Here is a 19,839-nt window from a genome sequence, read left to right on the forward strand (position 1 = left end):
CATGTCACGGGCCGTTTCCCGACGACCCACCGCCCTGCCGCGTCGGACCACCCAACTAGACTGACTGGCGTCCGGCCCCTGCGATTCTTGGAGCTCAGCCGCGTGACCACCCCGAACCCCTCCGCCGCCCGCACGGCTCTCGCCGATACCGTCGAGAACGCGATCGCCACGCCCGAGAAAGAGCAGCCGTACGGCGCCCTCGGCCTCAAGAGCGACGAGTACGCCCAGATCCGCGAGATCCTCGGTCGCCGCCCCACCAGCGGCGAGCTCGCGATGTACTCCGTCATGTGGAGCGAGCACTGCTCGTACAAGTCGAGCAAGATCTACCTGCGCCAGTTCGGCCAGAAGGTCAGCGACGAGATGAAGACCCGCCTCATGGTCGGAATGGGCCAGAACGCCGGCGTCGTCGACGTGGGCGACGGCTGGGCGGTCACCTTCAAGGTCGAGTCGCACAACCACCCCAGCTACATCGAACCCTTCCAGGGCGCGGCCACGGGCGTCGGCGGCATCGTGCGCGACATCATCTCGATGGGCGCACGACCCGTGGCGGTCATGGACCAGCTGCGTTTCGGCGCGATCGACCACCCCGACACCCCGCGCGTCGTGCACGGCGTCACCAGCGGCATCTCGTTCTACGGCAACTGCCTGGGCCTGCCCAACATCGGCGGCGAGACGGTCTTCGACGCCGTCTACCAGGGCAACCCGCTCGTCAACGCCCTCGCGGTCGGCGTCATGCGTCACGAAGACATCAAGCTCGCCAATGCCACGGGCGTCGGCAACAAGGTCGTGCTGTTCGGTGCCCGCACGGGTGGCGACGGCATCGGCGGCGCCAGCATCCTGGCATCCGACACCTTCGCCGACGGCGGACCCACCAAGCGCCCCGCGGTGCAGGTGGGCGACCCGTTCGCCGAGAAGGTGCTGATCGAGTGCTGCCTCGAGCTGTACAAGGACGATCTGGTCGAGGCGATCCAAGACCTCGGTGCCGCGGGCATCTCGTGCGCCACGAGCGAGCTCGCCGCCAACGGCGACAGCGGCATGAGAGTCGAGCTCTCGAAGGTGCTGCTGCGCGACCCCTCGCTCACGCCCGAGGAGATCCTCATGAGCGAGAGCCAGGAGCGCATGATGGCGATCGTCGCGCCCGAGAAGCTCGACGCCTTCCTCGCCGTGGTCGGCAAGTGGGACGTCGAGACGAGCGTGCTGGGCGAGGTCACCGGCGACGGCCGCCTCGTCATCGACTGGTACGGCGAGCGCATCGTCGACGTCGACCCCTCGACCGTCGCGGTCGACGGCCCCGTCTACGAGCGCCCGGTCGCCTACCCGACGTGGATCGACGCGCTGCAGGCCGACTCCGCCGTGAAGCTGCCCCGAGCGACGGATGCCGGCACCCTCCGCGACCAGTTCACGACCCTCGTCGCGAGCCCCAACCTCGCCGACACCTCGTGGATCACGAACCAGTACGACTACTACGTGCTCGGCAACACCGCGCTGAGCTTCCCCGACGACGCCGGCATGATCCGCGTCGACGAAGAGACCGGCCTCGGCTTCGCGATCGCGACCGACTGCAACGGCCGCTACAACCAGCTCGACCCCTACAACGGTGCGAAGCTCGCCCTGGCCGAGGCATACCGCAACGTCGCCGTCACGGGTGCGGTGCCCACCGCTGTCACGGACTGCCTCAACTTCGGCAGCCCCGAGAACCCCGAGGTCATGTGGCAGTTCAGCCAGGCCGTCGAGGGTCTGAGCGATGGATGCCTCGAGCTCGGCATCCCGGTCACGGGCGGCAACGTGTCGTTCTACAACCAGACCGGCGACCAGCCGATCCACCCGACCCCCGTCGTGGGCGTCCTGGGCATCATCGACGACGTCGCCGCACGAATCCCGAGCGGCTGGCAGGATGCCGGCGAGAACCTCTACCTGCTGGGTGTCACCGCCGACGAGCTCGACGGCTCGCAGTGGGCCGGCACGATCCACGACCACCTCGGCGGTCGCCCGCCGAAGGTCGACCTCGCCCAGGAGCGCAAGCTCGCCGAGCTGTTGCAGGCCGCGGGCTCGCAGTCGCTCGTCTCGAGTGCGCACGACCTGTCGTCGGGCGGTCTCGCTCAGGCCCTCGCCGAGGGCGTCATGCGCTTCGGCGTCGGCGCGCGCGTGTGGCTCACCGAGCTCATGGAGCGCGACGGCGTGGATGCCACGGCCGCCCTGTTCAGCGAGTCGACCGGCCGCGTGCTGGTGAGCGTTCCGCGCGAAGAGGACGTGAAGTTCCGCGGATTGTGCGACGGCCGCGGCTACCCGGTGCTGCGCATCGGCGTGACCGACGTCGAGCCCGGCACCGAGGCAGCCCTCGAGATCCAGGACGTCTTCACCGTCGCCGTCTCGGAGCTGCGTCGCCTGTCGAACGAGACGCTCCCCGCGGTCTTCGGACCCACCGTCTCGGAGCCGGCGGCCTGAGGCCTCAGACCCGGGGACCGGACCGCACCGCACCGCACCGCCGAGAGGAGACGCGCGATGACCGATGACGACGACGACATGACCGTGTTCAGCGACAAGCGTCAGAAGCGCGTCAAGATCACCGCGTGGGTCGTCATCGGCGCCCTCGTGCTCACCGGCGGCGGTGCCACGGTGATCTCGCTGATCCTCGGCTGAGTCCCTCGGTCCCCGGCAGTCGGGGTCGCCTTCTGTCGCCGGGGCGGCAACAGGCGCCCCGGGCGCCGGCGCACCCGGCCCACGGCTGCGGATTCCGGCCCGACGCCCAGCCCGCTGTCGGAGGCCCGGCATAGCATGGGGAACGTGGAACCGCTGATGGCCCTTCTGGTCGACTGGTGGTGGATCGGCCCGGCAGCGGCCGGTGCGGGCACCGTCGGCTGGCTCGGCGTGCGCCGTTCGCGCCAGCATGCGCTTCCCGCCGGTGCGACGACCACGACCGGTCGAGCCGTCCGCGCCTGGTCAACGCGTCCCCTCGGCAAAGCCGCCGCACGCCGCCTCGAACTCGACGCCGCCGTGCTCGACCTCCAGGTCGCGCGCACCGCCGTCACCCGCGGACGCGCCGACGTCAAGGTCGCCGACGCCGAGGTAGTCCGCGCCCAGGCCGAGCGGGCGGCATCCCGCGTGTCGTCCGACGCGGTATCCGCCGCGCGTGGCCGCCTGACCGATGCACAACGAGATCTGCGTGCCGCGATGGCCGAGGTGCGTGCCCGCCGCGCGGGAGTCAAAGCCGCAAAGGCCATGCTCCCGGCGATCCGCTCGGGCAGCGCACCGCTTCCCGTCGCCCGCCTGCTGGCCGAGCACGATGCGATCCTCGCCCGGTGGATGGCCTATGAGACCGACCCCGGCCTCGCCATCGACTTCCCGCAGATGAGCGACTCCCGCTCGCCCCTGCTGGCGGATTTCCTGCGCGCGCACGAGAAGGCGCAGTGGCTGCGTCCGGCCTCGGTGCAGACGCGGCTCGAGCCGGCCGACTTCCTCGCCTATCGCGACGCCGTGCGCCGCACCGCCCACGCCTTCGACCGCGCCGAGCGGGCGGCCCGTCGCGGCGACCGCGAGCAGCCGAACACCCAGAGCGACGACGCGTGGACGCGTGTGGCATCCGACCTGGCCGAGACGGCTCAGCGCGCCCTCGCCCGCTCGATGGAGTCGATGGGCCGAGCGGCCGCTCGCAGCTGGAGCGAGCGAGGCGCCAGACGAGCCCAGAAGAAGACCCCGGATGCCGGTGATTCGCGGCCGCGGAACGGCTCGGTGTGGCCGCCTCCCGCACGCGATCGGCCGCCGACATCGCCTTTGTGAGAACCGCTGGGGAGAGCGGCGTAGCATGACGCCGTGGATCACTTCTGGACCTTCGCCGGCAGCTATTGGTGGCTCGTCTTCCCCCTCTTCGGAATGACGATGGGCGCCATCAACGCACGGGTGAAGCACCGCGAGGTCACCGCGCGGCGACGCCACCGCGAACAACTCGAGCTGATCCGCGCACAGGGCGGCGCGACCGCCGCCAGCGCCACCCCCCTTGCGGCCCCCACCGACGGACAGCAGCGCGTCGTCGCGGCACAGGACGCCGTCACCCACCGCTGGCTCGAGTACGAACTCGACGCGTCGAAGCTCATCACCTATCCCGCGATGAGCGACGGACGCCAGCCGCTCACCGCCGCTTTCCTGCGGGCGAAGAAGGCCGCCGACAACCTTCGCCCCGACGACGGCGAGACGCTCACTCCCGAACGGCTGCGAGAGTATCGCGACGCCGTCACCGACTACGAGGTCGCCTTCGACGTCGCCGAGCGCGACGCCCGACGTGTCAAAGACGCCGCCTTCACCCCCGACGAGCGCAAACGCCTCGACACCGCCAAGCAGCTGCTCACCGTCGCGACCGACCAGGCCGCCACACCGAGCGAACGCCAGCTCGCGTACAAACGCGTCCGTGAGGAGCTCGACGGGCTGATCCTGCTGTCGGACGAGGCCGTCGACGTGCTCGAGAAGAAGGTGGCTCTCGAACTCCCGCGGGCAGCGACCGCGCCCCCGGCATCCGCGCCCCCGGCCGAGACCGCGCCCGGCTCCGCCGCCTGACCGTGCCCGCCTCCGGGGCCGATGCGCCCCGAAGTCGGAACACCGCAGCAGAATCGGATGCCGTGCCCTCTGGCATCCGATTCCGGTGACAATCTCCGATTTCACGACGGACGATGCGCCCGCGGTGACCTCAACGCCTCACGAACGCGCCGCGATCTGAGAAACCCACGCCCTCAGCGACACCCGCACGCTTGTGCGACCACCAACACCCGCCCGACCGCTCCGCAGAATCGGAACACCGCAGCAGAATCGGATCCCGTGCCTCCTCGCATCCGATTCCGGCGCGAATCTCCGATTCCACGACGGTCGGCGCGCCCGGGAAATCTCGCCACCTCACGAACGCGTCGCGATCTGAGAAACCCGCGCCCTCAGCGACACCCGCGCGCGACCACCCGCACCACCCGCAGAATCGGAACACCGAACCAGAATCGGATTCCGAGACCCCGTGGCATCCGATTCCGGTGCGAATCTCCGATTCTGCGATGGGTGGGGCGCCCCACCACCGGGTCCCTCTCCCGACTCGGCCCCGCCTCGAGCTGCCGAACACGGGCGCCTCAGCGAGCACCCGCCCCACCGCACCGCACCGCACCGCACCGCACCGCACCGCAGAATCGGAACATTGCCGCAGAATCGGATGCCAAGGTCGCTGGCATCCGATTCCGGTACGAATCTCCGATTCTGCGGCGGCCACAGCAGCCGTCTCAGCGCACGCGACGAATCCGTACCGGCCCCCGGGCGGTGGTCACGTCGACCACCTCGCCCTTCTGCGTGACCTCGACCTCTCCCCGCTCGACCAGCGAATGCGCGGCGTCGCGTGCCGGCTGCATGAGCTCGCGCCAATCCTCGCCGCCGACCGCGCGCGCGGCCTCGGACGGGCAGATCGTCTTGCCGGCGTCGCGCGCCGCGAGCAGTTCGCGGATGGATGCCACGAGCCGAGGGTCTGCACCAGATGACGGGGCCATCTGTCCAGTGTCCCTCCACGCCGAGGCGACGGGGCCACAATGGCCCGGTGATCACCGAGCGCCACGCCCCTGACCTGCCCGGACGCGCCGTCATCGCGCAACGCTGGAGCCGTGCCGTCTTCGTGCACTGGCGCGTCGATCCGGGCGAGGTGGCGCGGCTCCTCCCACCGGGGACCCGCCCCGACGTGCACGACGGCTCCGCCTGGGTGGGCCTCGTGCCGTTCGTGCTGAGCGAGTTCCGGTTCCTGCCGCTGCCACCGGTACCGCTGTTGGGCACCTTCACCGAGATCAACGTGCGCACGTACGCCGTCGACGACGAGGGTCGCCGCGGGGTCGTCTTCCGCACACTCGAGGCCGAGCACCTCGCTCCCGTCCTCGCCGCGCGCGCCCTGTTCGGCCTGCCGTACCGCTGGGCCCGGACGGGGGTGCGCACCGAGGGCTCGCGCATCGAGTTCCGGTCTCGGCGCCACGGGGCGCGGCATCCGGCGACCCGGGTGCGGGCGACCCTCGGCACCGACACGGTCGACACGCCCCTGTCGCGTTTCCTCACCGCCCGCTGGGGCTTCCACGAGCGGCACCTCGGCCGCACGATCTGGGCCGCCAACGCGCACGAGCCCTGGCCGCTGGTCACCGCCGAGCTCGACGTCCTCGACGACGGCCTCGTCGCCGACTCCGGCTTCCCCCAGCTCGCCGGACGCACCCCCGACTCGGTGCTGGCGATGCCCGCCGACCACCCCGGCTTCATCACGCGATTCACGGCCGCGCGGGCCGTCGGGTGACGACGACGACGCCCCCTCCACCGCGAGGGCGAAGGGGGCGTCGTGGAGCGAGAGGTCAGTCGCGCTGCGTCGAGAACGCCGAGGGGTTCTTCTCGAGCCAGGCGTCCACGGCCTCGGCCTCGCGGCCCTCGCCGTACTCGTTGACCACGAGGTCTTCGAGCGAGCCGTACTGCTCGTCGTCGAGCTGGATGCCCTTGATCAACTCAGCGGCATCCGGGTACTTCTCTTCGAAGCCCGAGGTGCCGAGGAAGTGGAGGGCCTCGGGTTCGCCCATGAGGCCCTGCGGGTCTTCGAGGTCTTTGACGTCATAGGCGTCATTGGCCCAGAACGGACGCCACAGCGTCACGGCGATGTCCTTCTTCGCCGCGATCGCGTTGTCGAGCTCGGTGAGCATCGCGGCGGTCGAGGAGGTCACCAGCTCGAACTCGCCGTCGAGGCCGTAGCCGGGGAGCATGGTCTCCTGCGTCTGGGTGGTGAGGCCGGCACCCGGTTCGATGCCGTAGATGCGGCCGTCGAAGCGCGCGGCGTTGCCCTTGAGCTGGTCGATCGAGTCGATGTCGACGTAGCTGGGCACCGCGATCGTGAGCTTGGCGTTGTCGTAGTACGCGCCGAGGTCCTCGATCTTGTCGCCATAGCGGTCCATGTACGACTTGTGCGTGAGCTCGGGCCAAGCCGACGGGTAGATGTCGACGTCGCCCTGGGCGAGACCGGTGTAGAGCGGGCCCGCCTCGGTGAGGGTCTGCATCTCGACCTTGTAGCCGAGCTTGCCGAGCTGGTCTTCCAGCAGGTACGCCGTGCTGAGACCGTCGGTCCACGAGGGCAGGAAGCCGAGCGTGATCGTGCCCTTCTCTCCGCCGTCGCCCGAGCCGCCTTCGGCCATGTTCCCGCTGGCGCAGCCGCCGAGCAGCAGGGCGCCCGCGGCGCCGAGGGCGAGAGCAGAGGTGAGGTGTCGCTTGTTCATTGCTGTGTTCTCTTCCGTTTCGTATGTGATTCCGTGGGTGCTTCCCCGGGTGAGGGGTCGTTCTCTGTCGCCGGGAGCTCGCCTGTGCGACCGAAATCGACCCCTCGCGCCGGAGAACGAGGGAGGGATGCCGGGGGCTCAGTGCCCCGACGACACCGGCGCGCGACGCGGCGAGGCCTTCTCACGCTCGGCCTCGCTCGCGGCATCCGCTGACGCGGTGTCGACGTGCGGCGCGGCAGTGGTACCGGCCGTGACGGCCGCCGCAGAACGCGCGGCCCGGCGCCGAGCCAGCACGCCCAGCAACGAACCGCGGTTGTCGGCCCGGTTGCCGAGGGCAGCAGTGAGCCGGTCGAGGTACACGGCGAGGACGACGACGCTCAGGCCCGCCTCGACGCCCTTGGGCAGGTTGACCGTCGAGATCGACTGCACGACCTCTTTACCCAGGCCGTCGGCTCCGACGATGCCGGCGACGACCGCCATCGACAGCGCGAGCATGATGACCTGGTTGACGCCCGCCATGATCGTCGGCATCGCGAGCGGCAGCTGGATGCCGCGGAGGATCTGGCCGGGGGTCGCGCCGAACGCATGCCCCGCCTCGACCGTCTCGGAGTCGACCCCGCGGATGCCGAGCTCGGTCAGACGCACCCCCGGGGGCAGAGCGAAGATGACGGTGGAGACCACGCCGGGTACTACACCGATGCTGAAGAACGTGATCGCCGGGATCAGGTAGACGAAGGCGGGCATCGTCTGCATGAAGTCGAGGATCGGCTTGAGCACCGCGCGGACGGTGGCGTTGCGTGCCGACCAGATCCCCAACGGCACCGAGATCGCCACGGCCACGATGGTGGCCACGAGAACGAGCGCCAGCGTCTGCATCGCCGTGACCCACTGGCCCATCGCGAGGATCAGGGCGAAGCCGATCACGGTCCCGAGAGCGAGCTTCCACGAGCGCAGGAGCCACGCGAGAGCCGCCGCGACGATGATGACCACGACGATGGGAGCGGCGAGCAGCACGTCGCTGAGCCCGCCGACGAGGAAGCGCACGATCAGGGCGACGACGTCGAACAGGCCCGAGAGGTTGTCGCGGACCCAGTCCACACCGGCATCCACCCAGGAGCCGACCGGGATACGGAAACCGTTCATCAGCGCACCCCCTCGGTCTCGGATGCCGTGACCCCGGCGTCGGCGGGGGTCCCGTCGAGCGCCGCGTCGATCTCGGCGGAGGGAAGGGGCTGGGGCAGCACGGTGAGCTCCTCGGTGGCGGTGGGACCGGGGCCGAGAGCGGCGAGCAGGGTCACGCGCGGGATGACTCCGGCGAGGCGACCGTCGGCGTCGAGGACGGCGAGAGGAAGGGGTGATTCGACCGACGGCACGAACAGGTTCATCAGCACGTCGTCGACGCCGACGCTCTGCGGGAGCGGCTTGAGCTTGCCGAGCAGCGAGTTCTCGCCGGCGCGGACGAGCTTGATGGCGTCGCGGTCGGTGATGATGCCGAGCGGCTTGCGGTCGCGATCGGTGACGTAGACGGCCGACATGTAGGCGTCGCGCATCTGGCGCAGCGCCGTGCGGGGTCCGGCGGAGGCGTCGACGCGCGGACGCGGGCGCTCCATGACGTTGCCGGCGGTGAGCACGCGGGCACGGTCGACGTCCTGCACGAACTGCTCGACGTAATCGTTCGCCGGGTCGGTGAGGATGTCTTCGGGCGTACCGATCTGCACGATGCGGCCGTCGCGCATGACGGCGATGCGGTCGCCGAGGAACATCGCCTCGTTGAGGTCGTGCGTGATGAAGACGATGGTCTTCTTCAGCGTCCGCTGCAGCTCGAGCAGCTGCTCCTGCATCTCTCGACGGATGAGGGGGTCGAGGGCGCTGAACGCCTCGTCCATCAGCAGGATGTCGGTGTCGGCGGCGAGCGCACGGGCGATGCCCACGCGCTGCTGCATTCCGCCCGAGAGTGCGGAGGGGAGCTTGTCGCCCCAGCCCTCGAGTCCGACGAGCGCGAGGATCTCGTTCGCCTTGGCGAGGCGCTCGGTCTTGCCGACACCGCGGAGCTCGAGGGGGTACGCGACATTCGCCGCGACCGTGCGGTGCGGCAGGAGCGCGAAGTGCTGGAAGACCATCGCGAGGCGATCGCGCCGGAGCGACCGCAGGCGCGAGGCGCCGACGCCGGTGAGGGCATCGCCCTTCACCTCGACGGTTCCGGCGGTGGCCTCGTGCAGGCCGTTGAGCATGCGGATGATCGTGGACTTGCCGGAACCGGAGAGGCCCATGATGACGAAGATCTCGCCCGGCTGTACCTCGAAGCTGGCGTCGATGACGGCGGCGGTCCCGTCGTCGGCCACGTCTTCGCGGCGGGCGCCGGAGCGGAGCTTGTCGACGGCGGCCTGAGGGGCGCGGCCGAAGACCTTGAAGAGATTCTTGGCGGCGAGAGCGGGCGCCGTGGAAGCGGGCGCCGCAGAGGCAGGCGGATGGGTCACTGTGTGCACCTCAGCGGCCTCGGGTGGCCGCAGCGGTCACGCCCGGGTGGCAGCCGTCGGCGCTCTCCGGGGGTGGAGCACGTCAGCGTCGGATATCGGATCCGGCACTCAGGCCGCCGACCGTACGCTCACCGGGCCGACTCCCCCGAGTCGTCACCGGCGACCGCGGACTGGTCGGGTGGGCGGCCCGTGATCGGGCCTCTACAAACGTTTCACGCTGACGGATTCCCTGGCAAATCGCTCGCGGCCTTGCGATCCCGGATGACGTGTGGCACGCGTGCGCGCGTGGACGAGGCACCGTCGCCGCTTCCCGCGGCCACGCGTGAGTTGTCAGCCCGGGCGTGTCGCAACGACCGCGCCGGTGCGCGGTTCGAGGCCGCGCGTCAGTCGGCGGCGGGCTCTGCGGCCGCCGACCGGTGGTGACGGATGACCTCCGCCACGACGAAGTTGAACCACTTCTCGGCGAAGGCGGGGTCGAGGTCGGCCTGTTCGGCCAACTGCATGAGCCGGGCGATCTGCTGCTCTTCACGGGAGGGGTCGGATGCCGGCATCCCGTGCTTCGCTTTCAGCACCCCGACTTGCTTCGTGCAGCGGAAGCGCTCCGCCAGCAGGAAGATCAGGGCGGCGTCGATGTTGTCGATACTGCCGCGCAGCCCCTGCAGAATCGTCGAAGGATCGGCCTCGGTCATGTGTCCTCCTCAATCGCTCCGACCCTACCGTTCGGCGCCAGCCTGCGAGGACGACTCTCAGCGAGTCCTACAGTGTGAGCATGAGCCGATCCACGCGCCCCGACCCCACCGCCGAAGGCGCAGATGCCGGGGCCACCACCTCGCGCGACAAGCCGGTCTGGTCGGCCGTCTCCCGCCCCTACGCGGCCGGGTTCTTCCTGACCCTCGGTGGGCTGACCGCGATCCTTCTCGGACTCGCGCTCTCGAGCCTCTCGACGGTGCTCGTCTACATCGCGATCGCCCTCTTCGTGGCTCTCGCCCTCGATCCCCTGGTGCGCTTCCTGGTGCGCCGTGGACTGGCACGGGCCTGGTCGATCGTGATCGTGTTCGGCGGGCTCGCCGTCATCCTGGCCGGGGCTCTGTGGTTGCTCATCCCGCCGGTCGTCCGGCAGGTCGAGCAGTTCATCGGCGACATCCCGACCTTCGTGAACGACCTGATCGACAGCGACGCCGTGCGGTGGGTCGAGAGCAACTTCGGCGACAGCCTTGGTGACGTCCTCAAAGAGGTGCAGGGCTTCGCCACGAACCCCGCCAACATCGCCGCGATCGGCGGCGGACTCCTGCAGGTCGGCGTGAACATCGGCGCCTTCGTCTCGGGCGCGATCATCGTGCTGGTGCTGAGCCTGTACTTCCTGGCATCCCTGCCCAAGATGAAGAACTCACTCGTACGCCTCACTCCCGCCCGGAGCCGGGAAACGGTCGCCGATATGACGGGTCAGATCACCGACTCCGTCGGTGGCTACCTCGCCGGGATGGTCGTGCTGGCGCTGTGCAATGCCGTCTTCGGCTTCATCGTGCTGACCATCCTCGGTCAGCCCTTCGCGGCGCTGCTCGCCGCTCTGGCGTTCGGCATCACGCTGATCCCGCTGGTCGGCTCGGTGCTGTTCTGGGCGACGGCCACCGTGTTCACCCTCATCGTCAGCCCGACCGCGGGCCTCATCTTTGCCATCGTCTATCTGGTGTACATGCAGATCGAGGCATATATTCTCACCCCCCGGGTGATGAACCGCACCATCTCGATCCCGGGTGCTCTGGTCGTCATCGGCGCACTCGTCGGCGGCACGCTGCTCGGCTTGCTCGGAGCGCTCGTGGCGATCCCCGTGACCGCCTCCGTGCTGCTGATCGTCAAGCAGATCGTCATCCCGCGGCAGGACGCCAAGAAGTAGAGCGGCGTAGCGCCGCTCCCCCACGCATAAACGCTCTCCGCACCCATAAACGCGCTGGTCCCCGCGTTTACGAGCGCGGATCGCGTTTATGGGTGTCCGCGGACGCGATACCCGGTGCGACCTGGATGCCGAGCGGCGACGCCCGGCGACGCCCGCTCCCCCACGCATAAACGCTCTCCGCGCCCATAAACACGCTGTCCTCGCGTTTACGAGCGCGGATTGCGTTTATGCGTGCTCGACCCCCGTGATGGGCACCGCCGCCGGACCCTCCCCGGCGGTGACGGTCCACGCGGAGACGCCACGCTCGTGAACGCCGTATCCCGCGCAGACCGCCGCGGGGCGCAATCGCGCGCGGGCCGCACGCACTCGCTCAGCGCATCGGCAGCAGGCGCGTCGGCGACGGCGACGGGGTGCGGTGGCGAACCCGGCCCGGAACACCGGTGCGGGTGTCGAGCGACAGCGACACGATCTCGTGCGCCAGCTGACCCGCCACGAGGAGGGTGTCGTCGACGACGAGGTGGTGGCGCGGCCAGTGCGTGCCCGTCTCGGCGAGGGCGAGCAACTGCACCTCTTCGCCGTGCCCGCGAACGGACAACACCCCCACGGTGTCGCTGCCGCGGACGCCCGCGTACAGCGTCGTCCCGTCACGGCTCATCGAGAGCTCCGCCGCCGTGTCGGTGGGAAGGGTGCCGAGCAGCGGTTGGCCCGAGACCACGTGCCAGCGCCCCGCACGGTCGGGCGCCAAGACGAAGACCTCGCAGCTCAGCTCGGTGACGACGTAGAGGTGGCCCGATGGATGCCAGAGTCCGTGGCGGGGTCCGCTGCCCTTCGGAAGCGCGACCTCCTGCACCAGGATCAAGCCGCCCTCGTTCGCGCTCCAGAAGCGCACGAGGTCGAACCCCATGTCTGTCGTGGCCACGAGGCCGTTGGCCAGGAACACCGCCTGATGGGCGCGCGAGACGCGTGCACCAGCCGCAGCCTCTTCCGATTCCGCATCGGTGAGGGGGACGTCGTCGTACGCCGGGATGAGGTGCGCGTACTCCTCGCCCGCGGCCTCGCGGAGCGCACGCGCTGCGGCGGCGAGGTCGGGGACGACCGCGCCCGAGACCCGGGCGCCGGTAGACACGCTGCCCTGCTCCGAGGGTGCCCCGTAGGGATCGGCCGCCTCGGCGGAGACGACCGGACGCGACGGCCGCCCCTGCGCATCCAGCGCCATGCGGACGACTCGCCCGTCGCCCCAACAGCTCGCGATCAAGAACGAGGCGTCGGGCGAGACCGCGACGTGGCACACCGCTCCGCCTGCCTCGACGGGCGGGCCGAGGGGGGACAGCCGCGTCTCACTCGATCGGCGGAACGCTTGGACCGTGCCGTCGAACTCGACGGCGGCATACAGGATGTCGTCGTTCGAGGGATGGGCGGCCACCCACGACGGCGATCCGGGCACCTCGGCCGCGGTCGCGACCATGCCGAGGGGGCCACCGGCGCCGAGCGCGTCGCGCTCCCCCGCCTGCAGGATGCCGATGCCCTCCGCCGACCCGGTGTCCGGGGCGTAGGCACCGACCCAGAAACGCATCAGTCGATGAGGTCGTGTCGCACGATCACCTGGTCGCGGGCCGGGCCCACGCCGATGACCGAGATGCGCGTGCCGCTCATCTTCTCGAGCGCCAGCACGTAGTCCTGCGCGTTCTGCGGCAGGTCGTCGAACGTGCGGGCGGTGGAGATGTCTTCGCTCCAGCCGGGGTAGTACTCGAGGATCGGCTTCGCGTGGTGAAAGTCGGTCTGGTTCACCGGCAGATCGTCGAACCGCTCGCCGTCGACGTCATAGGCAACGCACACGGGGATCTGTTCGAGACCGCCGAGGATGTCGAGCTTGGTCAGCACCAGATCGGTGATGCCGTTGATGCGCGTGGCGTACCGCGTGATGGGTGCGTCGTACCACCCGACTCGGCGGGGACGACCGGTGGTCGTACCGAACTCGAAGCCACGGGAGCGCAGCCAGTCGCCGCTCTCGTCGAACAACTCGGTCGGGAACGGACCCGAGCCGACGCGGGTCGTGTACGCCTTGACGATGCCGACGATCCGATCGAGCCGATTGGGGCCCACTCCCGAGCCGGTCGACGCGCCGCCGGCGGTCGCCGAGGAGGAGGTGACGAAGGGGTAGGTACCGTGGTCGACGTCGAGCATGGTGGCCTGGCCACCCTCGAAGACGACGACGTCGCCCGCTTCGAGCGCGTCGTTCAGCAGCAGCGACGTGTCGGCCACCATGGGGCGCACGCGCTCGGCGTACGACAGCAGGTCTTCGACGATCTCGTCGGCCGTGATCGAGCGGCGGTTGAAGATCTTCACCAGCAGGTGGTTCTTCTGGTCGAGGGCACCCTCGACCTTCTGCCGGAGGATGTTCTCATCGAAGAGGTCCTGCACGCGGATGCCGACGCGGTTGATCTTGTCGGCGTACGCCGGGCCGATTCCACGGCCGGTGGTGCCGATCATGCGCTTGCCGAGGAAGCGCTCGGTGACCTTGTCGAGGGTGCGGTGGTACTGCGTGATGATGTGCGCGTTGGCACTGATCTTGAGGCGGCTCGTGTCGAGACCGCGCGCGTTGAGGGCCTCGAGCTCGTTGAAGAGCACCTCGAGGTCGACGACGACACCGTTGCCGATGACGGGGGTGACACCCGGAGACAGGATGCCGCTGGGCAGCAGGTGCAACGCGTACTTCTCGTCGCCGATGACGACGGTGTGCCCGGCGTTGTTGCCGCCGTTGAACTTCACCACCCAGTCGGTTCGTTCACCGAGCAGATCGGTGGCCTTGCCCTTGCCTTCGTCGCCCCACTGGACGCCGACGATCACGATTCCGGGCATGTGCGCTCCTCGCGTCTGATTCCGGCGGTACACCCCATCCTATCGAGCGGGTGAGACACGCCCGCGCGGAGCGGACGGGGCGCGGCGGGCGACGCGTCAGGGGTGCAGGTGGTGGTCGCCGTCGGGGAGACGGCGTCGACGCCACGAACCGAGGATGTGCTCCTCCATGGCGACGCGCGCGGCGGTGGGGTCTCCCGCCTCCATGGCGGCGAACACCCGCTCGTGCTCCGCCAGCGTGCGCTCGACGGCGTCTTCGGGGTTGTTCCCTTCCCAGCGCAGCGACTGCCGGGGTCGCACGAAGAACGAACGCGCGATGGTCGCCGCGATGCGGTTGCGGCTGGCCGACATGGTGGCGAGATGGAAGTCCTTGTCGGCCTCGAGGAAGGCCGGGTTGTCGTCCTGCAGGCGCCGCATGTCCTCGAGGTGTCCGCGGATGAGGATCAGGGACTCGGGGCTACCGGTGCTCGCCACTTCGCCGGCCATGACGCCTTCGAGGGCCGCGCGGACGACGCTCACCTCGTCGAGCACGCCCAGGGATTCGTCATGGCGCACCAACGCGTCGAACACATCGGGGTCGAGGACGTTCCAGTCGTTGAAGTGGCGCACCTGGGTGCCGCGCCCCTGAGCGACGACGACCAGGCCCTTTTCCTGGATCCGTTTGATGCACTCGCGGATGACGGTGCGGCTCACGCCGAACTCGTCGCACAGCGCCTGCTCGGGGGGCAGGAATTCGCCGACCGCCACTGCGCCCGTGACGATCATCTCGACGAGCTCTTCGAGCACCCGCACACCGATGCGGTCGATCTGGCCCCTTCTCGGATTCGCGAGCTGCGCGTCGATGGGGGCGGAAGGCATGGTGAGCACTTTACTCCGGCGATGGCTCCCGGGGCGGGAGCCGGACGCCCAGTTCCAGCCCTGCGCGGCTGCTGCGCACATGCGGCCCGCCGGCACCGCCCCACACGAAGTCCGTCGATCCGTCGAGCACCGCCGTGTCGAGAGCGACACCGCCACCCGGCTGATCGCCGAGCACGAGTCCGCCGTCGGCGATCTCGCAATCCAGGATGACGCCCTCGGGGGCACGAGGCGTCGTGACCTCGGTGAGGAGATGGTTCGGCAGCGACGTCGCGACGTTCGCCACGGCGTAGTTCGACGTCATGCCGATCGGGCTCACCGGGAGATCCCTCGCGTGCGAGGCGATCGCCACGCGAAGGGCGTGCGTGACGCCCCACACCGCCGAGGACTGCACGATGTCGACCGCCTGCGCGTCGAAGAGCTGACGGTACTGCTCCAGTCCCGTGAGGTTCTCGCCGGTCGCCACCGCCGGGGCGATGCTGTCGCGCAGCCGGCGGAGTCCCTGTGCGTCCCACCGACGCAGCGGCTCTTCGATCCAGGACAGTTCGACGGTCTCCTCGAGGTGGCGGATGTACCGCACCGCCTGGGGCAGGTTCCATGATTCGTTCGCGTCGAGCATGACCAGCGGCTCGTCGGTCGCGCGGCCGAGGAGATCGCGGGTGAGCGCGAGACGATCGGCGTCGAGCCGCACATCGCGTCCGCCCTTGAGCTTCGCGGCCGTGAATCCACGATCGCTCATGTCGGCGTAATAGGCGGTCAGACCGTCGGAGTCGAGGGCGATATCCAGGCCCGAGGCGTACCCGGGAACGAAGCGGTCGCGACCGCCCAGAAGTCGCCAGAGCGGCTGGCCGGCGGCCTTCGCCTTGATGTCCCAGAAGGCGCTGTCGAGCGCTCCGATGCCACCGAACACGGCGCCGCCGTGGCCGATCTTGAACATGCGCGCGATCATGCGGTCGTACAGAGCCGAGGTCGCACGGGGATCTTCGCCCTCGACGGCCTCGAACAGTTGCGGGATGCCGTCGTGCATGCCCATTCCGATGCCCTCGATGCCCTCGTCGGTCTCGACGACGACGATCGGGAGGGCCGTGACTCCGGAGTCGATGAAGCCGTTGACGTCGCCCACGGGACGACCCCAATCGAGGGTTGTATTGATGAGCCGGTAGCCGGTGATCTTCATGCGTGTACTTCTTTCGTCCCGCGAAGCGGGCTTATTCCTTCGTCCCGCCGGCCGTCATGCCCTCGACCAGGAACCTCTGCGAGAAGAGGAAGACGATCAGGATCGGGGCGACCGAGACGAGGGTGGCCAACGCCATGACCGGCAGGTCGAGAGTGACCGACGCGGCGGAGGTCGGGTTGAACAGAGGCACGTTGGAGAGCAACTCCGCGAGACCGACCTGGATGGGGGCTTTTCGACCGGGCTCCATGACGAAGGGGAGGAAGTAGTTGTTCCAGTTGCCGACCAGGTTGAAGAACCCCACGAGCGCGATCACGGGGGTGGCCAGCGGCAGAGCGACCGCGGTGAAGACGCGGAGCTCGCTGGCCCCGTCGATCCGGGCCGCGTTCAGCAGATCCTTCGAAACGCTCGTCGTGAAGTAGATGTACGTCAGGTACACCCCGAACGGGAAGAACGAGAACGGCAGGATCACCGCCCAGGGGGTACCGACCAGCTTGAGCGCGCTCATCTCGAGGAAGACCGGGAGAACGAGAGCGGTGTTCGGGATCAGCATGACGACGAGGGTGATGATCAGCAGCACCCCGCGTCCGCGGAACTTCGTCATGGCGAGGGCATAGCCGGCGGGGATGGTCACCAGGAGCGTCAGCACGAGAGCCACGCCGGTGTACAGCGCGGCGTTTCCGGTCCACTGCCAGATGACACCGTTCTGGAACTCACTGAGTCGTGCCCAGTTGTCGGCGATCGTCGCGAAGGAGCCGAAGCTGAAGGGCGGCTGCCCCGTCAACTCCGTCGACGACTTCGTGGGCGCGAGCAGCAGCCACACGATCGGCAGGCCGAAGACCACCGCGAAGAAGAGGATGACGACGGTGACCAGGGAGCGGCCCAGGAAGCGGGCCGGGGTCACGGTGCGCTTAGTCGCGTTCAAAGAGTCCCCCTCGGAAGACGAAGAAGGCGGCGAGTCCGGCGGCGACGACGAGCAGGAGCAGCGAGATGGCGGCCGACCCGTTGAAATCGTTCTGCCGGAAGGCGTAGAGATAGGCCACCTGGTTCAGCGAGTAATCGAGACCGACGACGCCCTTGCTCGCCTGCGACAGCACGCGCGGCTCGACGAAGAGCTGCGTGCCGGCGGCGAGCGACATCACGGCCATGTACGAGATCCACTTGCGAAGGAGCGGGATCTGGATGTGCCAGGCCGTGGCGATGGGACCGGCGCCGTCGATGCGCGCGGCCTCCATGACCTCGACGCTGATGTTGTTGAGGGCGCCGTACATGATGACGATCCAGCCGCCTGCTCCCGCCCAGAAGGCGATGACGGTGAAGACGATCGGGAGGTCCCCCTCATTTCCGACCACGTCGACGAACGTATTGAAGCCCAGAGCCCGGAGGAAGCCGCTGACCGGGCTGACCGTCGGGTCGAGCATGAAGAGCCAGAGCAGCACGCTCGAGGCTCCGGCGAGCGCGCCGGGGATGTAGAAGATGAACCGTGCGGCCGACGAGAGCCACCGGACGCGGATCGCGTGGACGATCACCGCGAGGATCACGACGATGATGATGAGGCTCGTGAGCCAGATCGCCACGAAGGCGGCGACGTGGCCGACCGCGGGAAGGAAGCGATAGTCCGCGACGACGCGCTGGAAGTTCTCGAACCACACGAACGCGCCGTCCCGGGTGAAGGCGAGGAAAGCGGCGTAGAGGGTCGGGAAGACCCCGAAGGCCAAGAGCAGGAGGACGTACCCACCGATCATCAGGTAGGCGAACGTCGATTGGGCTCGACGTAGGGAGAGCATGGTCACTTCCGTTTCGGGAGAGGGCTGGCCGCGGCGGTGTCGAGCCGCGGCCAGCCCGTGGAGAGATTCGGACCCTTACTTGGCGACCGTGTAGCCCTGCACCTGCGCCTGGTTGTCCATCTCGGTCTTCCACGCGTCGGTCACGCTCGCGACCGTCTTGCCCGCCGTGATAGCGGGAAGGACGACCTTCGAGAACGCGGCCTCGATGCTGAAGCTCGGGTAACCCCAGCCCTGCCAGACCGACGACGCGGCTCCGGAGATGTTCTTCTGGAAGTCGCCGACGTAGAAGTTGCTGGCCGCCTGCTCCTTGAGCCACGCGTCCGCCGCCGACTGGTAGGCCGGCAGGCCGGAGGCGAGCTTGACCGCGTCGTCGGAGCTGGTCACGTAGGTGAGGAACTTCTTGACGGCATCGAGGTTCTTCGAGTGGCTCGAGCCGTACCAGACGCCGCCGCCGACGTTGCCGGTGACCTTCTCACCGTCAGACCAGCTGAGCGCCTGGCCCACGCCGACCGTTCCGGCGGTGTAGTTCAGGCTCTTGTCGTTCTGGAACAACGCCCCGGAGTACCAGGCCGGACCGGGGATGCCGAGCAGCTTGTCCTTGTACTTGGTGACGAAGTCCGCGCCGAAGACGCTGTCGGTGACGAGCGTCTTGTTGGCGAGCATGTGGTCGATGAGGTCGGTGACCTTCTCGGAGTTCGGGTCGGAGAAGTTCGAGGTGAACGTGTCGCCCGACGCCTGGAAGATCGGCGCCTCACCACCCCAGTAGTACACGTAGGGCGCCTGGAAGGAGTCGCCCACCGAGCCGAGGATGTAGCCGGGGTGCTCGGCGGCGACCTTGTCGCTGAGCGTCTTGTAGTCCTCCCACGTGGTGGGGATCGTGTAGCCGAACTGGTCGAAGAGCGTCTTGTTGTACCAGAACACCACGGGCGCGAGGTCGTTACGCAGGCCGTAGACCGTGTCGTCGACGGTCATGGGTCCGAGTGCGCCCGTGGTGAAACCGTCGAGGAAACTCTGGTCCATGAGGCCCTTGTTCAGCGGCGCCGCGAAGGCCTGAACGCCGTTGTTCTCTTTGGATGCCCAGGAGGTGTCGTTCTGCTGCGTCGAGAACACCACGTCGGGCCAGCCCTCCCCGGACTGGTCGAACAGCGCGATCTTCTGCTGGAACGACCCGGATCCGCCGGAGCCGCCGTCGTAGGTCTCGATGTTGAGCTTGACGTCGGGGTTGGCCTTCTCGAAAGCCTGGGCGAGGGGTTCGCGCGAGGAGTCCACCCACACGGTGATGGCGCTCGAGGGGTCCTGCTCGGCGGCGGTGAAGCCGTACGGGCTGCTGGAATCGTTGCCGCTCGAGGCGGGGCTGCATGCGCTGAGCGCAAGAGCGGAGACGACGGCGAGACCGCCGGCGAGGGCGAGGCGGCGGCGAGCGCCGGGGAAGTGCTGCGGCATTGCGAAAGCTCCTGTCTTCTTCGACGAGGTCGGGTGACCGTACGCTAGCATAGAACATACGTCATATGTTTAGTCGACGCTCTCCGATCACGAATTGGCAACG

The 19,839-nt window shown here is 68.9% G+C and carries 18 protein-coding genes; 6 read left to right on the forward strand and 12 right to left on the reverse strand.

Annotated elements, in window-relative coordinates; genetic code table 11:
* Positions 1 to 102: 102 nt before the first annotated feature.
* From purL to DEU35_RS11915, 4 genes are all read left to right on the forward strand, one after another.
* Positions 103 to 2,445, forward strand: a complete 2,343-nt coding sequence (gene purL / locus DEU35_RS11905) for a phosphoribosylformylglycinamidine synthase subunit PurL (RefSeq protein WP_103207273.1) — start codon at positions 103 to 105, stop codon at positions 2,443 to 2,445.
* A gap of 57 nt (positions 2,446 to 2,502) precedes the next feature.
* Entirely contained in the window at positions 2,503 to 2,640 is a 138-nt protein-coding gene (locus DEU35_RS17190) for a hypothetical protein (RefSeq protein ID WP_170210666.1), read from the forward strand.
* Positions 2,641 to 2,784: 144 nt separating this feature from the next.
* A complete protein-coding gene (locus DEU35_RS11910; protein WP_141376969.1) occupies positions 2,785 to 3,777 on the forward strand; it encodes a hypothetical protein in 993 nt (330 codons plus the stop codon).
* Between the two features lie 33 nt (positions 3,778 to 3,810).
* On the forward strand, positions 3,811 to 4,548 hold the full coding sequence (locus DEU35_RS11915; protein ID WP_258873542.1) for a hypothetical protein: 738 nt from the start codon (positions 3,811 to 3,813) through the stop codon (positions 4,546 to 4,548).
* Positions 4,549 to 5,249: 701 nt separating this feature from the next.
* Here DEU35_RS11915 and DEU35_RS11920 read toward each other — a convergent pair.
* Entirely contained in the window at positions 5,250 to 5,510 is a 261-nt protein-coding gene (locus tag DEU35_RS11920) for a DUF3253 domain-containing protein (protein ID WP_116239627.1), read from the reverse strand.
* A 47-nt stretch (positions 5,511 to 5,557) separates the two neighbouring features.
* Between DEU35_RS11920 and DEU35_RS11925 the strand changes: the two genes are divergently transcribed.
* The gene (locus DEU35_RS11925) at positions 5,558 to 6,289 is read left to right on the forward strand and encodes a YqjF family protein (protein WP_116239628.1); all 732 of its coding nucleotides are present in this window, start codon (positions 5,558 to 5,560) and stop codon (positions 6,287 to 6,289) included.
* 55 nt (positions 6,290 to 6,344) lie between these two features.
* Here DEU35_RS11925 and DEU35_RS11930 read toward each other — a convergent pair whose 3' ends face one another.
* From DEU35_RS11930 to DEU35_RS11945, 4 genes are all read right to left on the reverse strand, one after another.
* Positions 6,345 to 7,250, reverse strand: coding sequence for a glycine betaine ABC transporter substrate-binding protein (locus tag DEU35_RS11930; RefSeq protein ID WP_103207288.1), 906 nt, complete (start codon positions 7,248 to 7,250; stop codon positions 6,345 to 6,347).
* A 138-nt stretch (positions 7,251 to 7,388) separates the two neighbouring features.
* A complete protein-coding gene (locus DEU35_RS11935) occupies positions 7,389 to 8,393 on the reverse strand; it encodes a proline/glycine betaine ABC transporter permease (protein WP_116239629.1) in 1,005 nt (334 codons plus the stop codon).
* Positions 8,393 to 9,727 (reverse strand): glycine betaine/L-proline ABC transporter ATP-binding protein, encoded by a 1,335-nt coding sequence (locus DEU35_RS11940; RefSeq protein WP_103207294.1) that lies wholly within the window; start codon positions 9,725 to 9,727, stop codon positions 8,393 to 8,395. Before DEU35_RS11940 ends, DEU35_RS11935 begins: the two co-directional genes overlap by 1 nt.
* 383 nt (positions 9,728 to 10,110) lie before the next feature.
* On the reverse strand, positions 10,111 to 10,416 hold the full coding sequence (locus tag DEU35_RS11945) for a chorismate mutase (RefSeq protein WP_103207297.1): 306 nt from the start codon (positions 10,414 to 10,416) through the stop codon (positions 10,111 to 10,113).
* 80 nt (positions 10,417 to 10,496) lie between these two features.
* Between DEU35_RS11945 and DEU35_RS11950 the strand changes: the two genes are divergently transcribed.
* Positions 10,497 to 11,621 carry an AI-2E family transporter gene (locus DEU35_RS11950; protein ID WP_116239630.1) on the forward strand — a complete coding sequence of 375 codons (1,125 nt, stop codon included), beginning with the start codon at positions 10,497 to 10,499 and terminating at the stop codon, positions 11,619 to 11,621.
* A 370-nt stretch (positions 11,622 to 11,991) separates the two neighbouring features.
* On the opposite strand, the gene DEU35_RS11955 is transcribed toward DEU35_RS11950, so the two are convergent.
* The 7 genes from DEU35_RS11955 to DEU35_RS11985 form a co-directional block, all read right to left on the reverse strand.
* Complete coding sequence (locus DEU35_RS11955) at positions 11,992 to 13,194, reverse strand: beta-propeller fold lactonase family protein (RefSeq protein ID WP_116239631.1); 1,203 nt, start codon at positions 13,192 to 13,194, stop codon at positions 11,992 to 11,994.
* Positions 13,194 to 14,480: an adenylosuccinate synthase gene (locus tag DEU35_RS11960; RefSeq protein WP_103207304.1), complete on the reverse strand. Its 1,287-nt coding sequence runs from the start codon at positions 14,478 to 14,480 to the stop codon at positions 13,194 to 13,196. Before DEU35_RS11960 ends, DEU35_RS11955 begins: the two co-directional genes overlap by 1 nt.
* A 96-nt stretch (positions 14,481 to 14,576) precedes the next feature.
* Positions 14,577 to 15,335, reverse strand: coding sequence for a FadR/GntR family transcriptional regulator (locus tag DEU35_RS11965; RefSeq protein WP_116239728.1), 759 nt, complete (start codon positions 15,333 to 15,335; stop codon positions 14,577 to 14,579).
* 10 nt (positions 15,336 to 15,345) lie between these two features.
* Positions 15,346 to 16,509, reverse strand: coding sequence for a mandelate racemase/muconate lactonizing enzyme family protein (locus DEU35_RS11970; RefSeq protein ID WP_116239632.1), 1,164 nt, complete (start codon positions 16,507 to 16,509; stop codon positions 15,346 to 15,348).
* 31 nt (positions 16,510 to 16,540) lie between these two features.
* Entirely contained in the window at positions 16,541 to 17,410 is an 870-nt protein-coding gene (locus DEU35_RS11975) for a carbohydrate ABC transporter permease (protein WP_258873544.1), read from the reverse strand.
* Between the two features lie 7 nt (positions 17,411 to 17,417).
* Positions 17,418 to 18,293 carry a carbohydrate ABC transporter permease gene (locus tag DEU35_RS11980; protein WP_116239729.1) on the reverse strand — a complete coding sequence of 292 codons (876 nt, stop codon included), beginning with the start codon at positions 18,291 to 18,293 and terminating at the stop codon, positions 17,418 to 17,420.
* A gap of 75 nt (positions 18,294 to 18,368) precedes the next feature.
* Positions 18,369 to 19,736: an ABC transporter substrate-binding protein gene (locus DEU35_RS11985; RefSeq protein WP_116239633.1), complete on the reverse strand. Its 1,368-nt coding sequence runs from the start codon at positions 19,734 to 19,736 to the stop codon at positions 18,369 to 18,371.
* Positions 19,737 to 19,839 lie beyond the last annotated feature (103 nt).

The organism is Microbacterium sp. AG157 (assembly GCF_003385695.1).
In the GTDB taxonomy this organism is placed as follows: Bacteria; Actinomycetota; Actinomycetes; order Actinomycetales; family Microbacteriaceae; genus Microbacterium; species Microbacterium testaceum.

Excerpts from the sequence above, each read along its gene's own strand:
- DEU35_RS17190 (WP_170210666.1), top strand. The coding sequence starts at position 2,503 with ATGACCGATGACGACGACGACATGACCGTGTTCAGCGACAAGCGTCAG.
- DEU35_RS11920 (WP_116239627.1), bottom strand. The coding sequence starts at position 5,510 with ATGGCCCCGTCATCTGGTGCAGACCCTCGGCTCGTGGCATCCATCCGC.
- DEU35_RS11930 (WP_103207288.1), bottom strand. The coding sequence starts at position 7,250 with ATGAACAAGCGACACCTCACCTCTGCTCTCGCCCTCGGCGCCGCGGGC.
- DEU35_RS11935 (WP_116239629.1), bottom strand. The coding sequence starts at position 8,393 with ATGAACGGTTTCCGTATCCCGGTCGGCTCCTGGGTGGATGCCGGTGTG.
- DEU35_RS11945 (WP_103207297.1), bottom strand. The coding sequence starts at position 10,416 with ATGACCGAGGCCGATCCTTCGACGATTCTGCAGGGGCTGCGCGGCAGT.
- DEU35_RS11950 (WP_116239630.1), top strand. The coding sequence starts at position 10,497 with ATGAGCCGATCCACGCGCCCCGACCCCACCGCCGAAGGCGCAGATGCC.
- DEU35_RS11955 (WP_116239631.1), bottom strand. The coding sequence starts at position 13,194 with ATGCGTTTCTGGGTCGGTGCCTACGCCCCGGACACCGGGTCGGCGGAG.
- DEU35_RS11960 (WP_103207304.1), bottom strand. The coding sequence starts at position 14,480 with ATGCCCGGAATCGTGATCGTCGGCGTCCAGTGGGGCGACGAAGGCAAG.
- DEU35_RS11965 (WP_116239728.1), bottom strand. The coding sequence starts at position 15,335 with ATGCCTTCCGCCCCCATCGACGCGCAGCTCGCGAATCCGAGAAGGGGC.
- DEU35_RS11970 (WP_116239632.1), bottom strand. The coding sequence starts at position 16,509 with ATGAAGATCACCGGCTACCGGCTCATCAATACAACCCTCGATTGGGGT.
- DEU35_RS11980 (WP_116239729.1), bottom strand. The coding sequence starts at position 18,293 with ATGCTCTCCCTACGTCGAGCCCAATCGACGTTCGCCTACCTGATGATC.
- DEU35_RS11985 (WP_116239633.1), bottom strand. The coding sequence starts at position 19,736 with ATGCCGCAGCACTTCCCCGGCGCTCGCCGCCGCCTCGCCCTCGCCGGC.